Below are 17,632 nucleotides of genomic sequence, written 5' to 3'. Positions count from 1 at the left end.
ACGACGAAACCCCGCCGGTGATCCGACGGGGTTTCGTTTGGTCGAGGGGACTCAGGCGTTCCACCACGGCCGCAGCGGGACCTGGTGTCCACCGTGGTCGTCGAGCTTGGTCGCCAGCACGTGGTGGAGCTGGATGATGTTGCGGTTGAAGCCGATCCGGCAGCCCGCCATGTACAGGCCCCACAGGCGGGCGGTGCCCTCACCGACCTCGGCGACAGCCTCGTCCCAGTGCTCGACGAGGTTGGCGTTCCAGTCCCGGAGGGTCATCGCGTAGTGCTCGCGGAAGTTCTCCTCGTGGATGACCTCCATGCCGCCGATGTCCTGGAGCTTGGAGATGATCTTGCCCGAACCGGTGAGTTCGCCGTCGGGGAACACATAGCGGTCGATGAACGAACCCGCCCTGCTGCGGCTGGCGTTGTCGGGCCGAGTGATGCAGTGGTTCAACAGCATTCCGCCCGGACGCAGCTTGTCACGCATGAAACCGAAGTAGGCCGGGTAGTTGCTGACACCGATGTGTTCGGTCAGACCGATCGACGACACCGCGTCGAAGCCGGACTCGGTGATGTCGCGGTAATCGCTGTGGCGCACCTCGGCCAGGTCGGTGAGGCCCTCGTCGACGATGGCCTTCTGCGCCCACTCGGCCTGCTCGGCGGACAGCGTCGCGCCGATGGCGTGAACGCCGCGCTTGGCGGCGTAGCGGACCATTCCGCCCCAGCCGCACCCGATGTCGAGCAGCCGGTCGCCCGGCTTGAGGCGCAGCTTCTCGAAGATGAGGCGATACTTGTTGTCCTGCGCGGTCTCCAGCGACGCGTCGTGGTCGGGGTAGACCGCACACGTGTAGGTCATCGAGGGGCCGAGGACCCACTCGTAGAAGGCGTTCGACACGTCGTAGTGGTAGTGGATGACCTCGGCGTCACGAGCCTTGCTGTGCCGCAGGCCTTCGGCGAAGCGACGCCAGCGCGGCACGGCTTCCTGCGGGGGCGGGGCGATCGGCTTGAAGTGCTCGATGCCGAGCGACCGTGCGATCTGCGCCAGGGCCAGCGGCGAGGGGCGGTGGAAGTCCAGGTCGCTCGCGAGAGCCTTGAGTGCGGGGTAGGGGTCGCCGGGATGCGCTCCGACGAGTTCGAGGTCGCCGGCGATGTAGGCGCGGGCCAGGCCGAGGTCACCGGTTGCGGTGACGAGGTAGGTGGTGCCGCGCGGCGTCTTAAGGTTGAGGCCGTACTGGGCGTCTGCCGGGCCGGCGCTGCTGCCGTCGTATGCCGAGATCCGAATCGACAGGTTGCCGCCGAGGAGGGTCTCGAAGATCTCGGACAAGGACATTTTCCAGGTGTGGGGATCCGCACCGGCGGGTGCGCTGTCTTTGAACGTCGTCATTGGCGTTTCACCGCTTTCGAATAGAGGTCCAGAAGACGGCCGCGGGGGTCGTACCGCTTCTTCAGGAGCCGATAACTCTCACCGCCGTAGAGTTCGTCGAACTCGTCCGGCTCGTAGAAACTTTCCGAGTACAGCGATTTGTGGCCGTCGAGTTCGGCGACCTTGCGTTCGATGATCTTGTTGGTGTGCCCGGGATCGCCCGGGGTGACCGGCACGGCCGACCAGAAGCCGACGTTGACGTAGGTGCGTTGCGGTTCGAGCGGGTACAGCGGCCACGGGCGGACCGGGTCCGAGCCGGGCAGTGCGGGTTCGCGGAGACGCAGCGGGCACAACCAGATCGGCTCGATCGGGATGTTGTCCAGGAACCACTCGACGTACTCGGTGGTGCGCTCGATCGGCACCTCGATGTCCTGCACGACGCGTTCACCCGGCGGAAGTCCCTTGCGCGCGTTGAGCCGGTCGCCGATGTCGTAGCGCTGGTCGAACGCGATCAGCTTCCAGTAGAAGCTGCTGCGCAGGTAGCGCTTCGGCCACCAGCGGCGGATGTTCGGGTTCTGCGCACCGAAAGCGCGCGAGCACCAGAACCAGTCGGTGTCCCAGCGCCAGAGGTAGTCGTGGATGGTGAGACGGTCGGTGGTCTTGCTCTGGACGGAGCGGTAGTAGATGTCCATCCCGGTGTAGTCGCTGACCGCGCCCTCCTCGTCGGTCTGGCGTCCGACTGTGAGGTAGGACTCGTTGGCGGAGAACACGACTCCGTCGAGGTAGTCGACGTGCTCGCCGTCGTATGTCTTGTCGGTGACGATCGTCTCCATCGTCGACTGCAGCTCGGCGACGGAGGTGAACCGCACGTGGCGCAGCGCGACGTAGGGCTTCACCGGTTCCAGCTCGATGCGCAGTCGGACCGAATAGCCCAGCGTGCCATAGGAGTTCGGGAAGCCGAAGAACAGATCGGCATGTTCGTTGGTGGGTGTGGCGGTGATGATCTCACCGTCACCGGTCAGGATGTCGATCTCCGACACCGACTCGTGCGGGAGTCCGGAACGGAAGGAGGTGCTCTCGATGCCGAGGCCGGTCACCGCGCCGCCGAGGGTGATCGTCTTGAGTTGGGGGACCACCAGGGGCGCCAGACCATAGGGCAGGGTCGCCGCGACGAGGTTTTCGTAGGTGCACATCCCGGCGACGTCGGCGGTTCGGGCGTCGGGGTCGACCGAGATCACCCGGTCGAGTCCGGAGACGTCCAGTCCGGGATGTGGATTGGCTGCGCGTTTGCGGAAGAGGTTGGACGTCTTCTTCGCAAGGCGCACGGTCGCGTTCGGAGGAATGGCACGATAGCTGGCCAGTAGGGTGGACACCCCCTGGTCAAATGCCTGTCCCCCCATCTCCAGCCCAGAGCTCACCCGGTTAGCCTAGGACTTGATCAGTTCGCCCGCCAATCGTTTCGTCCTAAGGAGTGTCCATCGTGGGTCAGGTTTCCGCATCACAATCGATCGACATCACCGCCGCTCCGGACGCCGTCATCGGGGCGCTCGCCGATTACGACGACGTGCGTCCGGCGATCCTCCCGGCGCAGTACCGCGACTACAAGGTCATCAGCGGCGGTAACGGCGACGGCACCGTCGTGCACTGGATTCTGCAGGCCACCTCGAAGCGGCAGCGTGACGTGCAGGCGACCGTCAGCGTCACCCCGGACACCGTCACCGAGCGCGACGCCAACTCCACCATGGTGACGACCTACAAGGTCGCCCCGTCGGGCAGCGGTTCGCGCGTCACGACCACCACCACCTGGAACGGTGCGGGCGGCATCGGCGGCTTCTTCGAGAAGACCTTCGCGCCCAAGGGACTCAACCGCATTCAGGCCGAGGTGCTCGGCAACCTCAAGAAGCGCCTCGAGAACTGACAGCGCAGAGAACTGACAGCGCAGAGAACTGACAGCGCAGAGAACTGACAGGCGCAGAGAACTGACCCCGCGCAGAAGGGGCCGGGCCCGACCGTCGCCGCTTCCGATCAGGGACGGCGTCGACTCCACGCGGGTGGTCTTGCGGTCGGGGCCCGAATCCACCGTCGGCGAAGCGCTCCTCGCGTCCCCGAGTCTCGCGGGCCTCGGCGCCGCGGAACTGCGGGCGCGCGCCGCCGCGGGTGAGATCGTCGACGCCGGTGGTCAACCCGTCGACCTCGACGCGCCGTCGCGGGTGAACGTCTCGCTCTATCTGTACCGCGATCTCCCCGACGAGGTCCCGATCCCCTTCGACGTCCCGGTGCTCTACCGCGACGACAACATCGTCGTCGTGGACAAGCCGCACTTCCTGGCGACCATGCCGCGGGGTCGCCACGTGACGCAGACCGCTCTGGTGCGACTCCGGCGCGAGTTGGACAGCGACACGATCTCGCCGGCCCACCGTCTCGACCGCCTCACCGCCGGCATCCTGCTCTTCACCTTGCGACCCGAGGTCCGGGCTGCTTACCAGGACCTCTTCGCGTCGAGGAAGGCGCGCAAGGAGTATCGCGCGCTCGCGCCGGTCGACGAGGCGCTCGCCGACACCGTCACCGTGCGCGACCGTATCGAAAAAACCGCCGGTGATCTGCGGGCGCGCGTCGTCGACGGCCCGGTCAACGCCATCAGCGACATCGCCCTCGTCGAGCAGACCGACCGCGGTGGCGTGTACCGGCTGGTGCCGCACACGGGACGTACCCATCAGCTGCGGCTGCACATGTCCTCGCTGGGCGTCCCCATCGTCGACGATCCGCTGTATCCCGATGTCCGCCCGGAGCTGGCGGAACGACCCGACCACGGGGACTTCACGTCCCCGCTGCGGCTGGTCGCACACGTCCTGGAGTTCACCGATCCGCTCGACGGCACGCCGCGCCGGTTCGAGAGCCGACGCTCGGTGTGGTCGGACTGACCTCGACACCCCCCGAAATCCGCCCCCGTAAACCGCCCCCGACATGCGCCCTCCAGCAGGACGCCGGCGACATATCGTCCGTGCCGGACTTCCAGAGGGCGCATCTCGGGGGCGCTTTTCGGTGGATGGCTATGGGTGCACGTGAGCATCTACCCTGGCCACCGTGACGATTCGAGCGTCGTATGAGCGACACCCCGACCTGGGATGTGAAGCCGTCGTCTTCATCGACGACGAGTCGCTGGCCTGTTTCCAGATCCAGCGCGATCTCACCGGCGGACCGCGCGCCGACGAACACTGCGTCACGACCGGGGCGAGCGCGCCCGTCTACGGCGGCATCGTCGAGTGGCGGCGCGTCGACGACCGTTTCGAGTTCTCGCTGACCCGCCGGGCAAGCCGACTCTTCGGGGACGAGGTGCTGTCCTTCGAGATCAGCCCGGTCGACGAGGTGACCGTCGACGACATCGCCGCGCATGTCGATCGATTGTTGCGCTGACCCGGGGGCTACCCTGGACGGCGTGACGCAACCATTCGATCCCAGCGCATTGTTCGGCGGCGGCCAGGGCGGCGAGAACCCGATGGCGGGACTGCTGGCCCAGGCGCAGCAGATGCAGGAGAAGCTCCTGTCCGCACAGAACGAGATCGCCGCGGCGGAGATCGTCGGAAGCGCGGGCAACGGCCTGGTCACCGTGACCGGCAACGGCACCGGTGAGGTGACCGCGGTGTCCATCGACCCCAAGGTCGTCGACCCCGAAGACGTGGAGACCCTGCAGGATCTGTTGCTGGGCGCGCTCGCCGACCTGTCGCAGAAGCGTGAGCAGCTCACCACGGAGAAGATGGGTCCGCTGGCCGGAGGCCTCGGCGGCGGTATCCCCGGGCTCGGCGGCTGATCGCGCCCGCCGCGCGATCCTCCCCACGACACCAGAGAACCCGGGCACACGATGTATGAAGGACCGATCCAAGATCTGATCGACGAACTGGCCAAGCAGCCGGGTCTCGGTCCGAAAGGTGCGCAGCGGATCGCCTTCCACCTGCTCGCCGGGGAGAAGTCCGACATCGACCGACTGATCGCCGCACTCGGACGCGTCCGCGACGACGTCGTCTTCTGCGCCGAATGCGGCAACGTGTCGGCGAATCGGCTGTGCCGGATCTGCTCGGATTCCCGGCGTGACGCAACCAAGATCTGTGTCGTCGAAGAACCCAAGGACGTCCACGCGATCGAGCGGACCAAGGAGTTCACCGGCCGCTACCACGTGCTCGGCGGTGCGCTCGACCCGTTGTCCGGGATCGGGCCCGACCAGCTGCGCATTCGTGAACTGCTCCGGCGGCTCGCCAATCAGGAGGACGGAGTCGACGTCAGCGAGGTGATCGTCGCGACCGACCCCAACACCGAGGGCGAGGCGACCGCCACCTACCTGCAGCGCATGCTCAAAGACTTCCCCGGGCTGTCGGTGACACGGCTGGCGTCGGGTCTGCCGATGGGCGGCGATCTCGAGTTCGCCGACGAACTGACGCTCGGCCGTGCGCTGTCCGGTCGCCGGATTCTGGCCTGAGCACCGCACGCGGGGCGTGTTGCGCGACCCCGGCTAATGTCGGAAGGTGATATCGCTGAAGCGGGGGCGTCAACGAATCCGGGTGATCGCGGTGGGGATGGCCGCGATCGCGGCCATCGGCCTGCTGGACACGGCACGGGCCGTGCCTTCCGCCGGGGCTGCGGTACCCGAGCTGGAATGGACCTCATGTCCCGCCGTTCACGGTGTTCCGTCGAGCGTCCGGTGTGCCGCGGTCGAGGTCCCGCTGGATCACGCCCAGCCGAACGGGCCCACGATCGAGCTCCTGGTGAGTCGCGTCCCAGCCCGCGATCCGGCGCAACGCCGCGGTGTCCTGATGGGGAATCCGGGAGGCCCCGGCGGCGACGGGATCGCGATGTTCAGCCAGTTGCATCCGCCGGCCGAGGTGCGCGACCAATGGGATCTCGTCGCCGTGCAACCGCGCGGCCTGGTGTCGGGCACGCCACTGAAGTGCGCTCCGCTCACCGGCGCGGAATCCGAAATCCTCACCGCCGCAGGAAAACTCAATCGCGAGCGGTGTGCGCGGCGGACGCCCGGTCTGGGGGCGACCCTGACGACGGAGAACACCGCGCGTGACATCGAGGTGGTTCGCCGCCGGCTGGGCGAGACCAAGATCAGTCTGTACGGGGTCTCGTACGGGACATTGCTCTTCGCGACCTACGCCACGCTGTTCCCCCAGCGGGTGGACCGCATGGTCCTCGATTCCGGATTCGATCCGGGCGTCGTGTGGAACAGCCTGCTCGATGTACAGACCCCCGGCTACAAGGCCCGTGTCCACGCCATGATGGCGTGGATCGCCCGCCACGACCACGTCTACCATCTGGGAACCACTCCGCTCGCCGTGTACCGGAAGTGGAGCAATCACGTCAGCGCCGAGGCGGGTGTCCCGCCGTCGCTGGTCGCGCCGCCGGCGCAGGTCGGGGACGTTCCGCCAGGGCTCCGCGCCATCGCCGAACAGTACATCGCCGGAACCGACCTGACCGCGGATGCGCGTGCACGGTTCGAGAACTTCGTCGCGACGCTGCTGACACCTGGTTCGGTGCAAGCGAATTCGGGACTTCTGGTCTTGACGCGGGCGTTCGCGCCCGATCGGAACTTCTGGCCGGTCATCGCGATGTTGACGGCCGGCGCCCCCGGGGAGTTCGCCAAGCCCTCGCCCGCGGTCCTCGAAGCGGCGACGGTCTCACAGGACATGCAGGCGGCCGTCCTGTGCAACGAGAACCAGGTGCCCGCGGATCCGTCGATGAGCCTTTCGGCGTTCATCACCGGCTACGTCACCGCCGACCCGTTCGAGGCGCCGGGACTCGTCTACCGTTCGGGGATGGCCTGTGCCGGAGCACCCCCGGTCGCCCGTCCGATCCGGATCAGGGATCGGGGACTCGCCGTACGGCCGTTGCAGATCCAGAGCGTCGGGGACCCGCAGACGCCGTACCGCGGAAGTCTGGTCATGCAACGCCGGATGGGCAGCCACCTGATCACCGTCGGCGGAGGCGACCACGCCCAGCTCGGCCGCGGGAATCGGCCACTCGACGCCGCGATCGCCGGATACCTGAGGACCGGACGGACGGCGGTGACCCGGGTTCCGGAGGCGCCGATCACGGCGTCGCTGACCCGGTTCCCGCCGAGCCTGACCGTGGGCGCGACGGCTTGGTGACGGTACCCGACCGCGTCGCGCCCGAGGTCGGCGCGCGTCTCGCCGAGCTCGCTGCGGGTCTCGACTCGGGGATCGTCGCGATAGACGGGCCGTCGGGCGCCGGGAAGTCGACGGTCGCGGATCTGCTGGTCGCCCGGTTGCGCGACCGCGGGGTCGGCGTGACGCTGGTGCGCACCGACGACTTCGCGACCTGGGACGACCCGGTCGCGTGGTGGCCCGAGCTGGAGGCCGATGTCCTGCATTCCTTCGTCCGACGCCGCGACTACCGCTACCGTCCTCGGGTCTGGCGCGACGGCCGTGCGACGCCGGGCCCGCAGGTGTGGATCGAATGGCAGCCACTACTGATCATCGAAGGCGTCTCGTCGGCGCGGCGTCGCATCGCCGACCGACGGACTCGTGCCCTGTGGCTCGACGGCGGAACCGAGGCGGAGCGCCTGGAGCGGGCCGTCGCGCGGGACGGCGAGGAGTCGCGGGCACACCTGCGGCAGTGGCAGGAGTTCGAACGAGGCTGGTTCGCCGTCGACCGCACCCGCGAACGGTGCGTCGTACTGGACTGACCGGCCGGTCGCGGCTCGCGGTTACTGTCGGATATGGACACTCGACGGCGGTTCCGCGATCTCGCGGAACTCGATGCGCACCTGATCGACTGTCGCGCATGCCCGCGGCTCGTCGAGTGGCGTGAACAGGTGGCCCGGGAGAAGCGTCGCGCGTTCTCCGACCAGGAGTACTGGGGACGTCCGGTGCCCGGCCTCGGACCGGCCGACGCGCGGTTGCTGATCGTCGGACTCGCACCTGCCGCACACGGCGGCAACCGCACCGGCCGGATGTTCACCGGCGACCAGAGCGGCGATTTCCTGTTCTCCGCAATGTATCTCGCCGGCCTGGTGAGTCAACCGCATTCGGCGGCGATGGATGACGGGCTGGAGCTGTTCGGTACGCGGATCACCGCACCCGTGCATTGCGCTCCGCCGCAGAACAAACCGACCGTAGAGGAACGGGACCGGTGTTCGTACTGGTTGCACGGCGAGCTCGAACTGCTCTCTCCGACAGTGCGTTCGGTGATCACGCTCGGCGTTTTCGGTTGGCAGTCGGCACTGCGCACATTCGGTGCGCTCGGCTGGACGGTGCCACGTCCGGCACCGAAGTTCGGGCACGGGGCGTCGACGATCCTGACCCGCGGCGACGCGACACTCGAGGTGTTCGGGTGCTACCACGTGAGCCAGCACAACACCTTCACCGGGCGGCTGACCGTCGACATGCTCGTCGAGGTGTTGCAGCGGGCGGCAAAGTCGGCGGGGATCGCTCTGGGGCAGTGAGCTTGTTCTCCTACCGTCGCCGCCCGGCGGCGAGGCGCTCCTTGCGCAGCCGGCTGACCTCGGGGAGGTCTAGCGGCGCAAGCGATTCGACGCCCATCGCGGTTGCGAGGAGGTAATCGGCGAGCTCCGGGTTGCGGGCCAGCGCCGGACCGTGCATGTAGGTGCCGATCACGCTGCCCTGCACGACGCCCTCGGTGCCGTCGCCGACGCCGTTGCCGACGCCGTGTTTGACCCGAGCGAGAGGTGCGGCGTCTGAGCCCAGTGTGCTTCCGCCGCGGTGGTTCTCGAATCCGGTGAGCGGCTGGGTGAGCGCGGCCAGAGTCGGTTCGGTGATCAGCTCACCGATGCTGCGTTTCGCCTGCGGCGCCGTCGTCAGGTCGAACAGCGAGATGCCGTCGACGCGTTCGCCCGCCGAGGTCTCGTACCAGTGGCCGAGTACCTGGATGGCGGCACAGATCGCCAGGACCGGGCGGCCCGCCGCGGCGGCCTGCTGCAGGCCGGGATAGCGGGCCAGGTGCCGGGTCGCCAGGCGCTGGGCGTAATCCTCGGCGCCACCGAGGGTGTAGACGTCCAGCGAATCGGGAACCGGGTCGTCGAGCGTGATGTGCACGACTTCGGCGTCGATGCCGCGCATGATCGCGCGGCGCTTGAGGACGAGGGCGTTGCCGCTGTCGCCGTAGGTGCCCATGACGTCGGGCAGGACCAGCCCGATGCGCAGCGTCGACTCGCTCACTGTTCGGCCCTCCGTGCACGTTCCGCACGTTCCATGGCGATCCCCAGATCGCGGAACGCGGTGTAGTTGGCGAGCACTTCGACCCGCCCCGGTGGGCACGAGGCGATCGCGGCCATCGGATCGGGGATCGTGGTGTGCTCGGCGCCCGCGTAGAGCAGACGCACCGACAGGTCGGCGGCCCGCTCGCCGGCGGCCACCACCTGCATCGTCTCGAACGCCTCGAACCGCACGTCCCACAGCCAGGAGAGATCCTCGCCGTCGGGAACCTGGCCGTTCACCGCGATCACCAGGCCGTCGGCGTCCTGGTCGATCATCGACAAGGCCTCCTGCCAGCCCGCCGGGTTCTTCGCGAGAAGTGTTCGGACGGAATGGTTTCCGATCTGGTGGATGCCGTAGCGCCCGGCGACCTCGCCGACGGTTCCGACCGCGGCGGCGGCCTTGCCCGGGTCGGCTCCCATCGCGACGGCGGCCGCCACCGCCTGCGTCGCGTTGCCACGATTGGCCCGGCCGGGGACGGCGAGGGTCATGGGGGCGGAGAAACCGTCGGGCCCGTAGATGTTCTCGTCGTCGAACCACCAGTCGGGCGTGGGCCGACGGAAGTTCTCGTCGCCGGTCGACTGCCAGCCCTCACCGGACCGCACGATCGGTTCGCCGGTGCGGGGACAGCTCACCGAGTCGCCGACCCAGCCGGCGCCGGCGGCCACCCACACCACGTCGGGGGCGTCGAAGGCAGCGGAGGTCACCAGCACGTCGTCGCAGTTGGCGATGACCGTGGTCGAGGGATGGCGGGCGATGCCCTCGCGGAGCCGTCGTTCGATCATGTTGATCTCGCCGACCCGGTCGAGCTGGTCGCGCGACAGGTTCAGCAGGACCAGCACCTCGGGGTCCACCGCATCGCTGACGTGGGGCACGTGGAGTTCGTCGACCTCGAGTGCACACAGCGGCGCGGTGCGGCTGAGCGTGAGGGTGGCGATGATGCCGGCGTCCATGTTGGCGCCGTCGGCCTGAGTGGCGACCTCGCCGAGTTCGGCCATCGCCGCGGCGGTCATCCGCGTGGTCGTCGACTTGCCGTTGGTGCCGGTGATGATCGCGGTGTGCTTGCCGGCCGCGAGACGACGCATGATGTCGGGATCGATCTTGGCGGCGACGAGGCCGCCGATCATCGAACCCTTGCCGCGTCCCGCGGTACGCGATGCCCAGCGGGCGGCCGCAGCCGCGACCAGCGCGACCGAGGTGCGGGCGGGCACGCGGTTGCTCCGGGGAGATACGGATCCGGCGGACGATGGACGGTCGGGCATGGTCACGAGTGTTCCACAGGGTCGATCTTCGGGTTGCTCGTGCCGATCGGCGACCAGCAGGTAGGCTCTGCGACTGTGAGCCGCGACACTTATCTGCGTTTGTCCCTGCCCGCACGAATCCAGCGTGGCGTGCTGCTGGCCGCGGGGAGGATTCCCGGCGCCGCATTGTCGGCACTCGGGCGGCGGGCGCCGGTCAACTCCGACGGCGAGCGGGTTGCGCCCGAGCTCGCCGCGATCGGCTGGGCGAATCAACACGTTCCCGGCTTGAATCCGTTCCAGGGTGAGGTCGCCCGGTCGCGTTCGGCGACCGACGAGAGCGGCGCGTCGATGGCCGAGAACCTGCCGCCCATGGCGGTGGAGGAAGACCTCGTCATCGACGGTCCCGCCGGTCCGATCCCGGCCACGCGGTACCGGTCGTCGACCGAGTCGGGCGGGCTGCTCGTCTACTTCCACGGCGGCGGATTCGTCACCGGCAGCCGCATCAGCCACGACACCTTCGTGCGCCGCCTCGCCCACGGCACGGGACTCGACGTCCTGTCGGTCGAGTACCGGCTCGCGCCGGAGCATCCGTTTCCCGCGGGGGTCGAGGACGCCGTCGCGGCCTGGCACTTCGCCGTCGACGTTGCTCCCCGGTGGGGGCTCGATCCGCGGCGCATCGTCGTCGCCGGTGACAGTGCGGGCGCGAACCTGGCCACCGTGGTGGCCCGGCTGGTCCGGGACGAACCGGCGACGCCGGTCTTCCAGCTGCTCATCTACCCCGTCACCGATCTCTCCGCGCAGACCCCGTCGCGACGTGAGTTCGCGACCGGGTTCTTCCTGACCACGGACGGTATCGAGTGGTTCAACGACCACTACGTCCCCGACCTCGAGCAGCGCAGCGACCCGCGCTGCTCGCCACTGCTCGCCGACGACCTCGGCGGACTGCCGCCGGCACATGTCATCGTCGCCGGCTTCGACCCGTTGCGCGACGAGGGCCTCGCCTACGCGAAACGGCTCGAGGAAGCAGGGGTCCCCGTCACGCTGCGGCGGGAGGGTTCGATGATCCACGGGTTCGTCAACATGACCCTGATCAGCCCGGGCGCCCGCGCGGCGGTGGACCGGATGTGTGCGGAGGTCCGGCGAGCACTCGACGGGGCTCCGCCGGCGGATCAGCAGTCGATCGCCGGCTGACGTCCGGGCGCGATCGCCCCGACGCACGCGTGGTCGGCATCGCCTTCCGATGCAGTGCGCGTGACCGTGGCCACGGCTGGTGCTCGGTGACGCCTGCGCGACCGCGGGCGCGCCATCACGCCGACCGCGCAACCGCTGACGACGATCACCGCTCCGACGATCTCGCCGACCGTCGGAACCCCGCCGAGGAAGGCGAAGGATGCGCTGATGCCGACGACGGGCACGAGCAGCGACATCGGCGACACCCTGCTGGCGTCGTTGCGGCTCAGGAGCATGGTCCACAGGCCGGCGCCGACGAGGGTGCCGAAGACGGCCAGGTAGACGAGTCCGCCGAGCGCACGTAGCCCTGTCTCGGTGCCGATCGCCATCAGTGAGTCGAAGCCCGCGGCCGGGCCTTCGATGATCAGGCTCGCCAGGTACAGCGGCGGGGTCGCGACGACGGCCATCCACAGTGTCATGCGGAACGAGTCGTCGGGCTGGGCCAGGCGCCCGCCGATGTTGCCGATCGCCCAGCTGAGGCCACCCAGGATGGTGAGACCGATGGGGAGGAGGGCGGCCACACCGATATCGCTGCCGGTGGCGCGGTCGACGGCGATCAGGCCCATGCCGCCGACGGCGACCAGAAGGCCCACGACCTGGGCGAACGTCATCCGCTCACGCAGGAACAGCACCCCCAGGATCACCGTGAAGGGCGCCGATGTCTGCAGCACCAGCGAGGCGAGCCCGGCCGGCATACCCAGGGTCATCGCCAGGAACAGGAACATGAACTGCACGGTTCCGAAGCCCGCCACGTAGACCAGGAACCACTTGAGGCGGACCTTCGGGAACCGGACGAACAGGGCGACCGGGATCGCCATGACCGCGAAACGCAGCGCAGCCAGGAAGACGGCGGAAAGTGCTCGAGACTGAGGTGGATCGCGACGAAATTCAGTCCCCACAAGAACACGACGCCGAGGGCGAGCAACCGGTCACGAGTGGACATGGACACCATCGTCCGAGGCGTGGTGATGAAGGACAATCGAATTTAAACGGATGGATTGTTCAGATCTACTGAACAATCCATCCGGGGGTCGAGCTCAGCCCGTCACTTCTGAGCGGCTGCGACCTTCGCCCGGACGTCGTCCATGTCGAGCGCCTCGACCGCGCCGATCAGTTCCTCGAGCTGTGCAGCGGGCAGCGCGCCCGGCTGGTTGAACACGAGGATGCCGTCGCGGAACGCCATCAGCGTCGGAATCGATTGAATGCCAAGGCTTCCGGCGAGCTGCTGCTGTGCCTCGGTGTCGATCTTGCCGAAGAAGATGTCGGAGTGGGCTTCCGACGCCTTCTCGAAGACCGGGGCGAACATGCGGCACGGGCCGCACCAGCTCGCCCAGAAGTCGAGCAGGACGATGCCGTCGGCCGAGATGGTGTCTTGAAAGTTTTCCAGGGTTATGTCATGTGATGCCATGCTCCACACAACCGTTTCGGTGGCGGAGACATTCCGCAGGGTGGTTCGGTCGAGTATCGGTGCCTTTGGCGCATGGAGGTCCGCCGGCTGCGGTTGCTGCGTGAGTTTGCCGATCGTGAGTCGATCGGTGCGGTCGCCGACGCGATGCACATGACGCCGTCGGCGGTGTCGCAGCAGCTCAAGGTCCTCGCCGACGAGGCCGGCGTGCCGCTGTTCGAACCCGACGGGCGGCGCATCCGGCTGACCGAGGCGGGCCGCGCGCTGGTGCTGCGGGCCGACGAGGTGATCGCCGCCGTCGACCGGGCCCAGGAAGAGATGGCGTCGTATCGGTCGGGCCGGGCTCGCGTGCGGCTGGCGATGTTCCCGTCGGGCTCGACGCTGCTGTTGCCGACCGTCCTCGATCGCGCCACCGAGTCCGGGATCGAGGTGCACGCCTTTCACCTCGACGTCGGATACCCGGGTGCAGCTCCGGCTCTTGCGGACTTCGACATCGTCGTGACCCACCGGGACGAACGGGCACCCGCCGTCAACCGGTCTCGGGTGCGGGTCGCCGAGCTGATGCGTGAACCGGTCGACGTCATCGTCCCCGCCGACAGTCCGCTCGCCGAGGCCGACGAGGTGGCGGTGTCCGAGCTCGCCGAACACGATTGGATCAGCGTCGAGGGTGGTTTCCCGGTCGACGATGTGCTGCAGTCGATCTCGGCGGTGACCGGTGTCGCGCCCCGGGTGACGCAACGCATGCTGGACTTCACCACCATCGAGGCGCTCGTCGCCGGAGGTCATGGGATCGCGTTGATGCCGCGGTTCGCGGTTCGTCACCCGGGCGTGAAGCGGCTGGAACTCAAGGGAGTTCGGGCGGCACGGGTGTACGAGGCCTTGGTGCGGCCGCGCGCCCGGTCGGCGGTTGCGCAGGTCGTCGAACTTCTGATGGCCGCGGGCGCCGAACACGGTCAGTGATCGACAAAGGCCGGTGGCCCACGCTTCTCGCGTGAGCCACCGCCCTTCGTTCGTGCTCTCGGGGTCAGACGCCCAGGCTCTTGCCGACGATGTCCTTCATGATCTCGGTGGTGCCACCGAAGATCGTCTGGATGCGGGCATCGGTGTAGGCGCGGGCCACGCGGTACTCGTTCATGTAGCCGTAGCCGCCGTGCAGCTGGAGGCAGCTGTCGATGACGCGCTTGGCGAGCTCGGTGCACCACCACTTGTTCTTGGAGGCGTCGACGGCGTTCAGCTCACCGTCGAGCACGCCCTGGAGGCAGCGGTCGATGTAGACCTCGGCGATGTCCAGCTCGGTGGCCATCTCGGCGAGCGTGAAGCGGTTCGCCTGGAAGGTGCCGATGGGACGGCCGAATGCCTTGCGGTCCTTGGTGTACTGCAGGGTCTCGTCGAAGATGGCGCGGGCGCCGGCGATCGCACCGATGCCGATCGACAGACGCTCGGAGGGCAGGTTCTGCATGAGGTGGTAGAAGCCCATGCCTTCCTGGCCGAGTAGGTTCTCGACCGGGACGCGCACGTTGTTGAAGTGCAGCTCGGCGGTGTCCTGCGCCTTGAGGCCCATCTTGTCGAGCTTGCGACCGCGCTCGAAGCCTTCCATGCCGCGCTCGACGACGAGGAGCGAGAACGCCTTGTGGCCGGCCTCGGGGTCCGGGTTGGTGCGGCACACCACGACCACGAGGTCGGAGTTGATGCCCGACGAGATGAAGGTCTTGTTGCCGTTGAGGACGTAGTGGTCGCCGTCCAGCTTCGCCGAGGTCTTGATGCCGGCGAGGTCGGAACCGGCGCCCGGCTCGGTCATCGCGACGGCGAGAATCGTCTCACCGGTGGCGATACCCGGCATCCAGCGCTTCTTCTGCTCGTCGTTGGCCAGGTGGACGAAGTACGGTGCGACGACGTCGTTCTGGAGGCTGAGGCCGGGAGCTGCGCCGTCGAACTTGGCGAACTCCTCGACGACGACCGCGTTGAAGCGGAAGTCGTCCATCGCGCCACCGCCGCCGTACTCCTCCGGGATGTTGAAGCCCAGGAGGCCTGCGTCGCCGGCCTTCTTGAAGATCTCACGGTCGACCTGACCGGCCTTGGTCCATTCGTCGTTGTAGGGGAGGCACTCGCGGATCAGGAACTGACGCGCGGTTTCCCGCAGGGCCTCGTGTTCGGCTTCGAAGAGGGTGCGTTTCATGGCTTTTCTCCCTTTCGTGAGTTTGCGATGGATGTGTCAGTCGTCGTTCGTGCCCTGCGCGCCGACGACCCGCAGCGCGATCAGGGCGTAGGACGCCGCGACCTCGGCGGGTGTCCGCGCACCGGACGGGCGGTACCAGGTGGTCACCGCCTGGCAGGCGCCGAACAGGTAGCGCAGGACGTCCTTGACGTCCTGGTCGAACCGGAACTCGCCCGATTCCAGGCCCGCCTGGATGACGTCGGCGAGCATGGTCTCGGTCTCGGTCCGCATCGCGATGTAGGGCTCGCGGCGCGGGTCCTCCGGGTCGAGATGACGGAACTCGCTTGCGACACTGGCCAGCTCGAGGTCGCTGGTCATGTGCAGGACGATGGACTCGATCGCGTTCGACAGCTTCTCGCTCGGCGTACGTCCCTCCTCGATGGCTGCTCCGACCCAGGCGAGGACCGAGGTCATCGCCGCTTCGAGCAACTCCACGAGGATGCCGAGTTTGTTGTCGTGGTGGTAGTAGAGCGTCGGCAGGGAGACCCCGGCCCGCGAGGCGATGTCGCGGATCGAGGTCCCGTGAAACCCGCGCTCGTAGAACGCGTGCTTCGCCGCGACGAGGGTCGACGGCAGCGGCACGGGTTCGCGCCGCCGCCAGTCGTGTCCCTCGGTGTCGATCGTGAACCGTTTGGCAGCAGCGGTTTTGGCTGCCTCAGACACGTTCGATGATGGTGGCGTTGGCCATGCCGGCGCCTTCGCACATGGTCTGCAGGCCGTAGCGGCCGCCGGTTGCCTCCAGGTGGTTGACCAGGGTGCCCAGCAGGCGGGTGCCCGACGAACCGAGTGCGTGACCCAGGGCGATGGCACCGCCGCGCGGGTTCAGCTTGGCGGGATCGGCGCCGAACTCCTGGGCCCAGGCCATCGGGACCGACGCGAACGCCTCGTTGACCTCGTAGGCGTCGATGTCCTCGATGGACAGCCCCGAACGCTGGAGGATCTTGTGGGTGGCCGGGATGGGTGCGGTCAGCATGAAGATCGGGTCGTCGCCGGCGACCGAGAACGAGTGGAAACGGGCGCGCGGGGTCAGGCCCAGCTTCGACGCCATCGTGTCGCTCATGATGAGGGCACCGGATGCGCCGTCGGTGAGCGGCGAGGAGTTGCCCGGGGTGATGTGCCAGTTGATCTCCGGGAACCGCTTGGCCAGATCCTCGTTGTAGAACGACGACTTGAGCCCGGTCAGTCCCTCGGCGGTGGTGGAGGCGCGCACGGTCTCGTCGACCTTGTGCGTGAAGGTCTCACCCGCGGCGTTGACCACGTCGATGGGCAGGATCTCGCGATCGAAGAAGCCGTCCGCAGCGGCGGCAGCGGCGCGCTGGTGGGACTGGGCGGCGAAGGTGTCGAGTGCCTCGCGGTCGAACTTCCACTTCGCGGCCACCAGTTCGGCCGAAACACCCTGGTTGACAAGGCCTTCCGGGTAACGGGCCTCGATGCTCGGACCGTACGGACTGCGGCCGGCGGTGGAGAAGCCCATGGGCACGCGGCTCATCGACTCGACGCCGGCGGCGATGACGACGTCGTAGGCGCCGGCGATGATGCCCTGTGCGGCGAAGTGGGCGGCCTGCTGGCTCGATCCGCACTGGCGATCGACGGTGGTCGCCGGGACGGACTCCGGGAAACCGGCCGACAGCAGTGCGGTACGCGAGATGTTGAGGGCCTGCTCACCCGCCTGGCCGACGCAGCCGCCGATCACGTCGTCGACGATGGCCGGGTCGATGTCGTTGCGCTCGACGAGCGAGCGCAGCACGTGGGCGAGCAGTTCGACCGGCTTGGTCTCCGACAGGGCGCCACCGGGCTTGCCCTTTCCGGATGCGAGGCGGACTACGTCGACGATGACGGCTTCGGGCATGAAGGTTTCCTCTCGAGCATGTGGTGTCGCGGACGTGACCGAGCACCGCATGGCGCCGGTCACTTTATCTAACGATCGTTATACCGGTCTAGCACGTGCCTGTCCGCTGAA

The 17,632-nt window shown here is 68.0% G+C and carries 18 protein-coding genes and 1 pseudogene; 10 read left to right on the top strand and 9 right to left on the bottom strand.

Annotated features, from left to right (window positions below; translation table 11 throughout):
• Nucleotides 1-51: 51 nt before the first annotated feature.
• Nucleotides 52-1,374, bottom strand: coding sequence for a class I SAM-dependent methyltransferase (locus GOAMI_RS04285; protein WP_006435165.1), 1,323 nt, complete (start codon nucleotides 1,372-1,374; stop codon nucleotides 52-54).
• A complete protein-coding gene (locus GOAMI_RS04280; protein ID WP_006435164.1) occupies nucleotides 1,371-2,753 on the bottom strand; it encodes an FAD-binding oxidoreductase in 1,383 nt (460 codons plus the stop codon). Before GOAMI_RS04280 ends, GOAMI_RS04285 begins: the two co-directional genes overlap by 4 nt.
• An 80-nt stretch (nucleotides 2,754-2,833) precedes the next feature.
• Here GOAMI_RS04280 and GOAMI_RS04275 point away from each other — a divergent pair, with 80 nt between their 5' ends.
• From GOAMI_RS04275 to GOAMI_RS04240, 8 genes are all read left to right on the top strand, one after another.
• On the top strand, nucleotides 2,834-3,271 hold the full coding sequence (locus tag GOAMI_RS04275) for an SRPBCC family protein (RefSeq protein WP_006435163.1): 438 nt from the start codon (nucleotides 2,834-2,836) through the stop codon (nucleotides 3,269-3,271).
• Between the two features lie 106 nt (nucleotides 3,272-3,377).
• A complete protein-coding gene (locus GOAMI_RS04270; RefSeq protein ID WP_193748685.1) occupies nucleotides 3,378-4,274 on the top strand; it encodes a pseudouridine synthase in 897 nt (298 codons plus the stop codon).
• 163 nt (nucleotides 4,275-4,437) lie between these two features.
• A complete protein-coding gene (locus GOAMI_RS04265; RefSeq protein ID WP_006435161.1) occupies nucleotides 4,438-4,767 on the top strand; it encodes a hypothetical protein in 330 nt (109 codons plus the stop codon).
• Complete coding sequence (locus GOAMI_RS04260) at nucleotides 4,745-5,161, top strand: YbaB/EbfC family nucleoid-associated protein (protein WP_174324705.1); 417 nt, start codon at nucleotides 4,745-4,747, stop codon at nucleotides 5,159-5,161. The genes GOAMI_RS04265 and GOAMI_RS04260 overlap by 23 nt, the downstream gene beginning before the upstream one ends.
• A gap of 51 nt (nucleotides 5,162-5,212) precedes the next feature.
• Nucleotides 5,213-5,824, top strand: a complete 612-nt coding sequence (recR, locus tag GOAMI_RS04255) for a recombination mediator RecR (RefSeq protein WP_006435159.1) — start codon at nucleotides 5,213-5,215, stop codon at nucleotides 5,822-5,824.
• A 97-nt stretch (nucleotides 5,825-5,921) separates the two neighbouring features.
• Complete coding sequence (locus GOAMI_RS04250; protein ID WP_157228266.1) at nucleotides 5,922-7,496, top strand: alpha/beta fold hydrolase; 1,575 nt, start codon at nucleotides 5,922-5,924, stop codon at nucleotides 7,494-7,496.
• Complete coding sequence (locus GOAMI_RS04245; RefSeq protein WP_006435157.1) at nucleotides 7,493-8,053, top strand: uridine kinase family protein; 561 nt, start codon at nucleotides 7,493-7,495, stop codon at nucleotides 8,051-8,053. Before GOAMI_RS04250 ends, GOAMI_RS04245 begins: the two co-directional genes overlap by 4 nt.
• A 33-nt stretch (nucleotides 8,054-8,086) precedes the next feature.
• Nucleotides 8,087-8,812: a uracil-DNA glycosylase gene (locus GOAMI_RS04240; RefSeq protein WP_006435156.1), complete on the top strand. Its 726-nt coding sequence runs from the start codon at nucleotides 8,087-8,089 to the stop codon at nucleotides 8,810-8,812.
• A 10-nt stretch (nucleotides 8,813-8,822) separates the two neighbouring features.
• Here the strand turns inward: GOAMI_RS04240 and GOAMI_RS04235 are convergent, their stop codons facing one another.
• Complete coding sequence (locus GOAMI_RS04235) at nucleotides 8,823-9,545, bottom strand: type 1 glutamine amidotransferase (protein ID WP_006435155.1); 723 nt, start codon at nucleotides 9,543-9,545, stop codon at nucleotides 8,823-8,825.
• Nucleotides 9,542-10,843, bottom strand: coding sequence for a MurT ligase domain-containing protein (locus tag GOAMI_RS04230; RefSeq protein ID WP_024499596.1), 1,302 nt, complete (start codon nucleotides 10,841-10,843; stop codon nucleotides 9,542-9,544). The genes GOAMI_RS04235 and GOAMI_RS04230 overlap by 4 nt, the downstream gene beginning before the upstream one ends.
• 75 nt (nucleotides 10,844-10,918) lie before the next feature.
• Here GOAMI_RS04230 and GOAMI_RS04225 point away from each other — a divergent pair, with 75 nt between their 5' ends.
• Nucleotides 10,919-12,013 carry an alpha/beta hydrolase gene (locus GOAMI_RS04225; protein ID WP_006435153.1) on the top strand — a complete coding sequence of 365 codons (1,095 nt, stop codon included), beginning with the start codon at nucleotides 10,919-10,921 and terminating at the stop codon, nucleotides 12,011-12,013.
• Here GOAMI_RS04225 and GOAMI_RS04220 read toward each other — a convergent pair.
• Nucleotides 11,992-12,995: pseudogene (locus tag GOAMI_RS04220) on the bottom strand (EamA family transporter). The gene GOAMI_RS04225 and the pseudogene GOAMI_RS04220 overlap by 22 nt on opposite strands.
• 102 nt (nucleotides 12,996-13,097) lie before the next feature.
• A complete protein-coding gene (gene trxA / locus GOAMI_RS04215) occupies nucleotides 13,098-13,460 on the bottom strand; it encodes a thioredoxin (protein ID WP_006435151.1) in 363 nt (120 codons plus the stop codon).
• 72 nt (nucleotides 13,461-13,532) lie between these two features.
• Here trxA and GOAMI_RS04210 point away from each other — a divergent pair, with 72 nt between their 5' ends.
• On the top strand, nucleotides 13,533-14,417 hold the full coding sequence (locus GOAMI_RS04210; RefSeq protein ID WP_006435150.1) for a LysR family transcriptional regulator: 885 nt from the start codon (nucleotides 13,533-13,535) through the stop codon (nucleotides 14,415-14,417).
• Between the two features lie 64 nt (nucleotides 14,418-14,481).
• Here GOAMI_RS04210 and GOAMI_RS04205 read toward each other — a convergent pair whose 3' ends face one another.
• The 3 genes from GOAMI_RS04205 to GOAMI_RS04195 are packed head-to-tail and all read right to left on the bottom strand — an operon-like array spanning nucleotide 14,482 to nucleotide 17,521.
• The gene (locus GOAMI_RS04205) at nucleotides 14,482-15,633 is read right to left on the bottom strand and encodes an acyl-CoA dehydrogenase family protein (protein WP_006435149.1); all 1,152 of its coding nucleotides are present in this window, start codon (nucleotides 15,631-15,633) and stop codon (nucleotides 14,482-14,484) included.
• Between the two features lie 36 nt (nucleotides 15,634-15,669).
• Nucleotides 15,670-16,335, bottom strand: coding sequence for a TetR/AcrR family transcriptional regulator (locus GOAMI_RS04200; RefSeq protein WP_006435148.1), 666 nt, complete (start codon nucleotides 16,333-16,335; stop codon nucleotides 15,670-15,672).
• The gene (locus tag GOAMI_RS04195; RefSeq protein ID WP_006435147.1) at nucleotides 16,328-17,521 is read right to left on the bottom strand and encodes a thiolase family protein; all 1,194 of its coding nucleotides are present in this window, start codon (nucleotides 17,519-17,521) and stop codon (nucleotides 16,328-16,330) included. The genes GOAMI_RS04200 and GOAMI_RS04195 overlap by 8 nt, the downstream gene beginning before the upstream one ends.
• Nucleotides 17,522-17,632 lie beyond the last annotated feature (111 nt).

This window comes from Gordonia amicalis NBRC 100051 = JCM 11271, assembly GCF_000332995.1.
GTDB lineage: Bacteria > Actinomycetota > Actinomycetes > Mycobacteriales > Mycobacteriaceae > Gordonia > Gordonia amicalis.
Note: the sequence above shows the minus strand (reverse complement) of the source record. Positions and strands in the feature narration are given on the sequence as shown.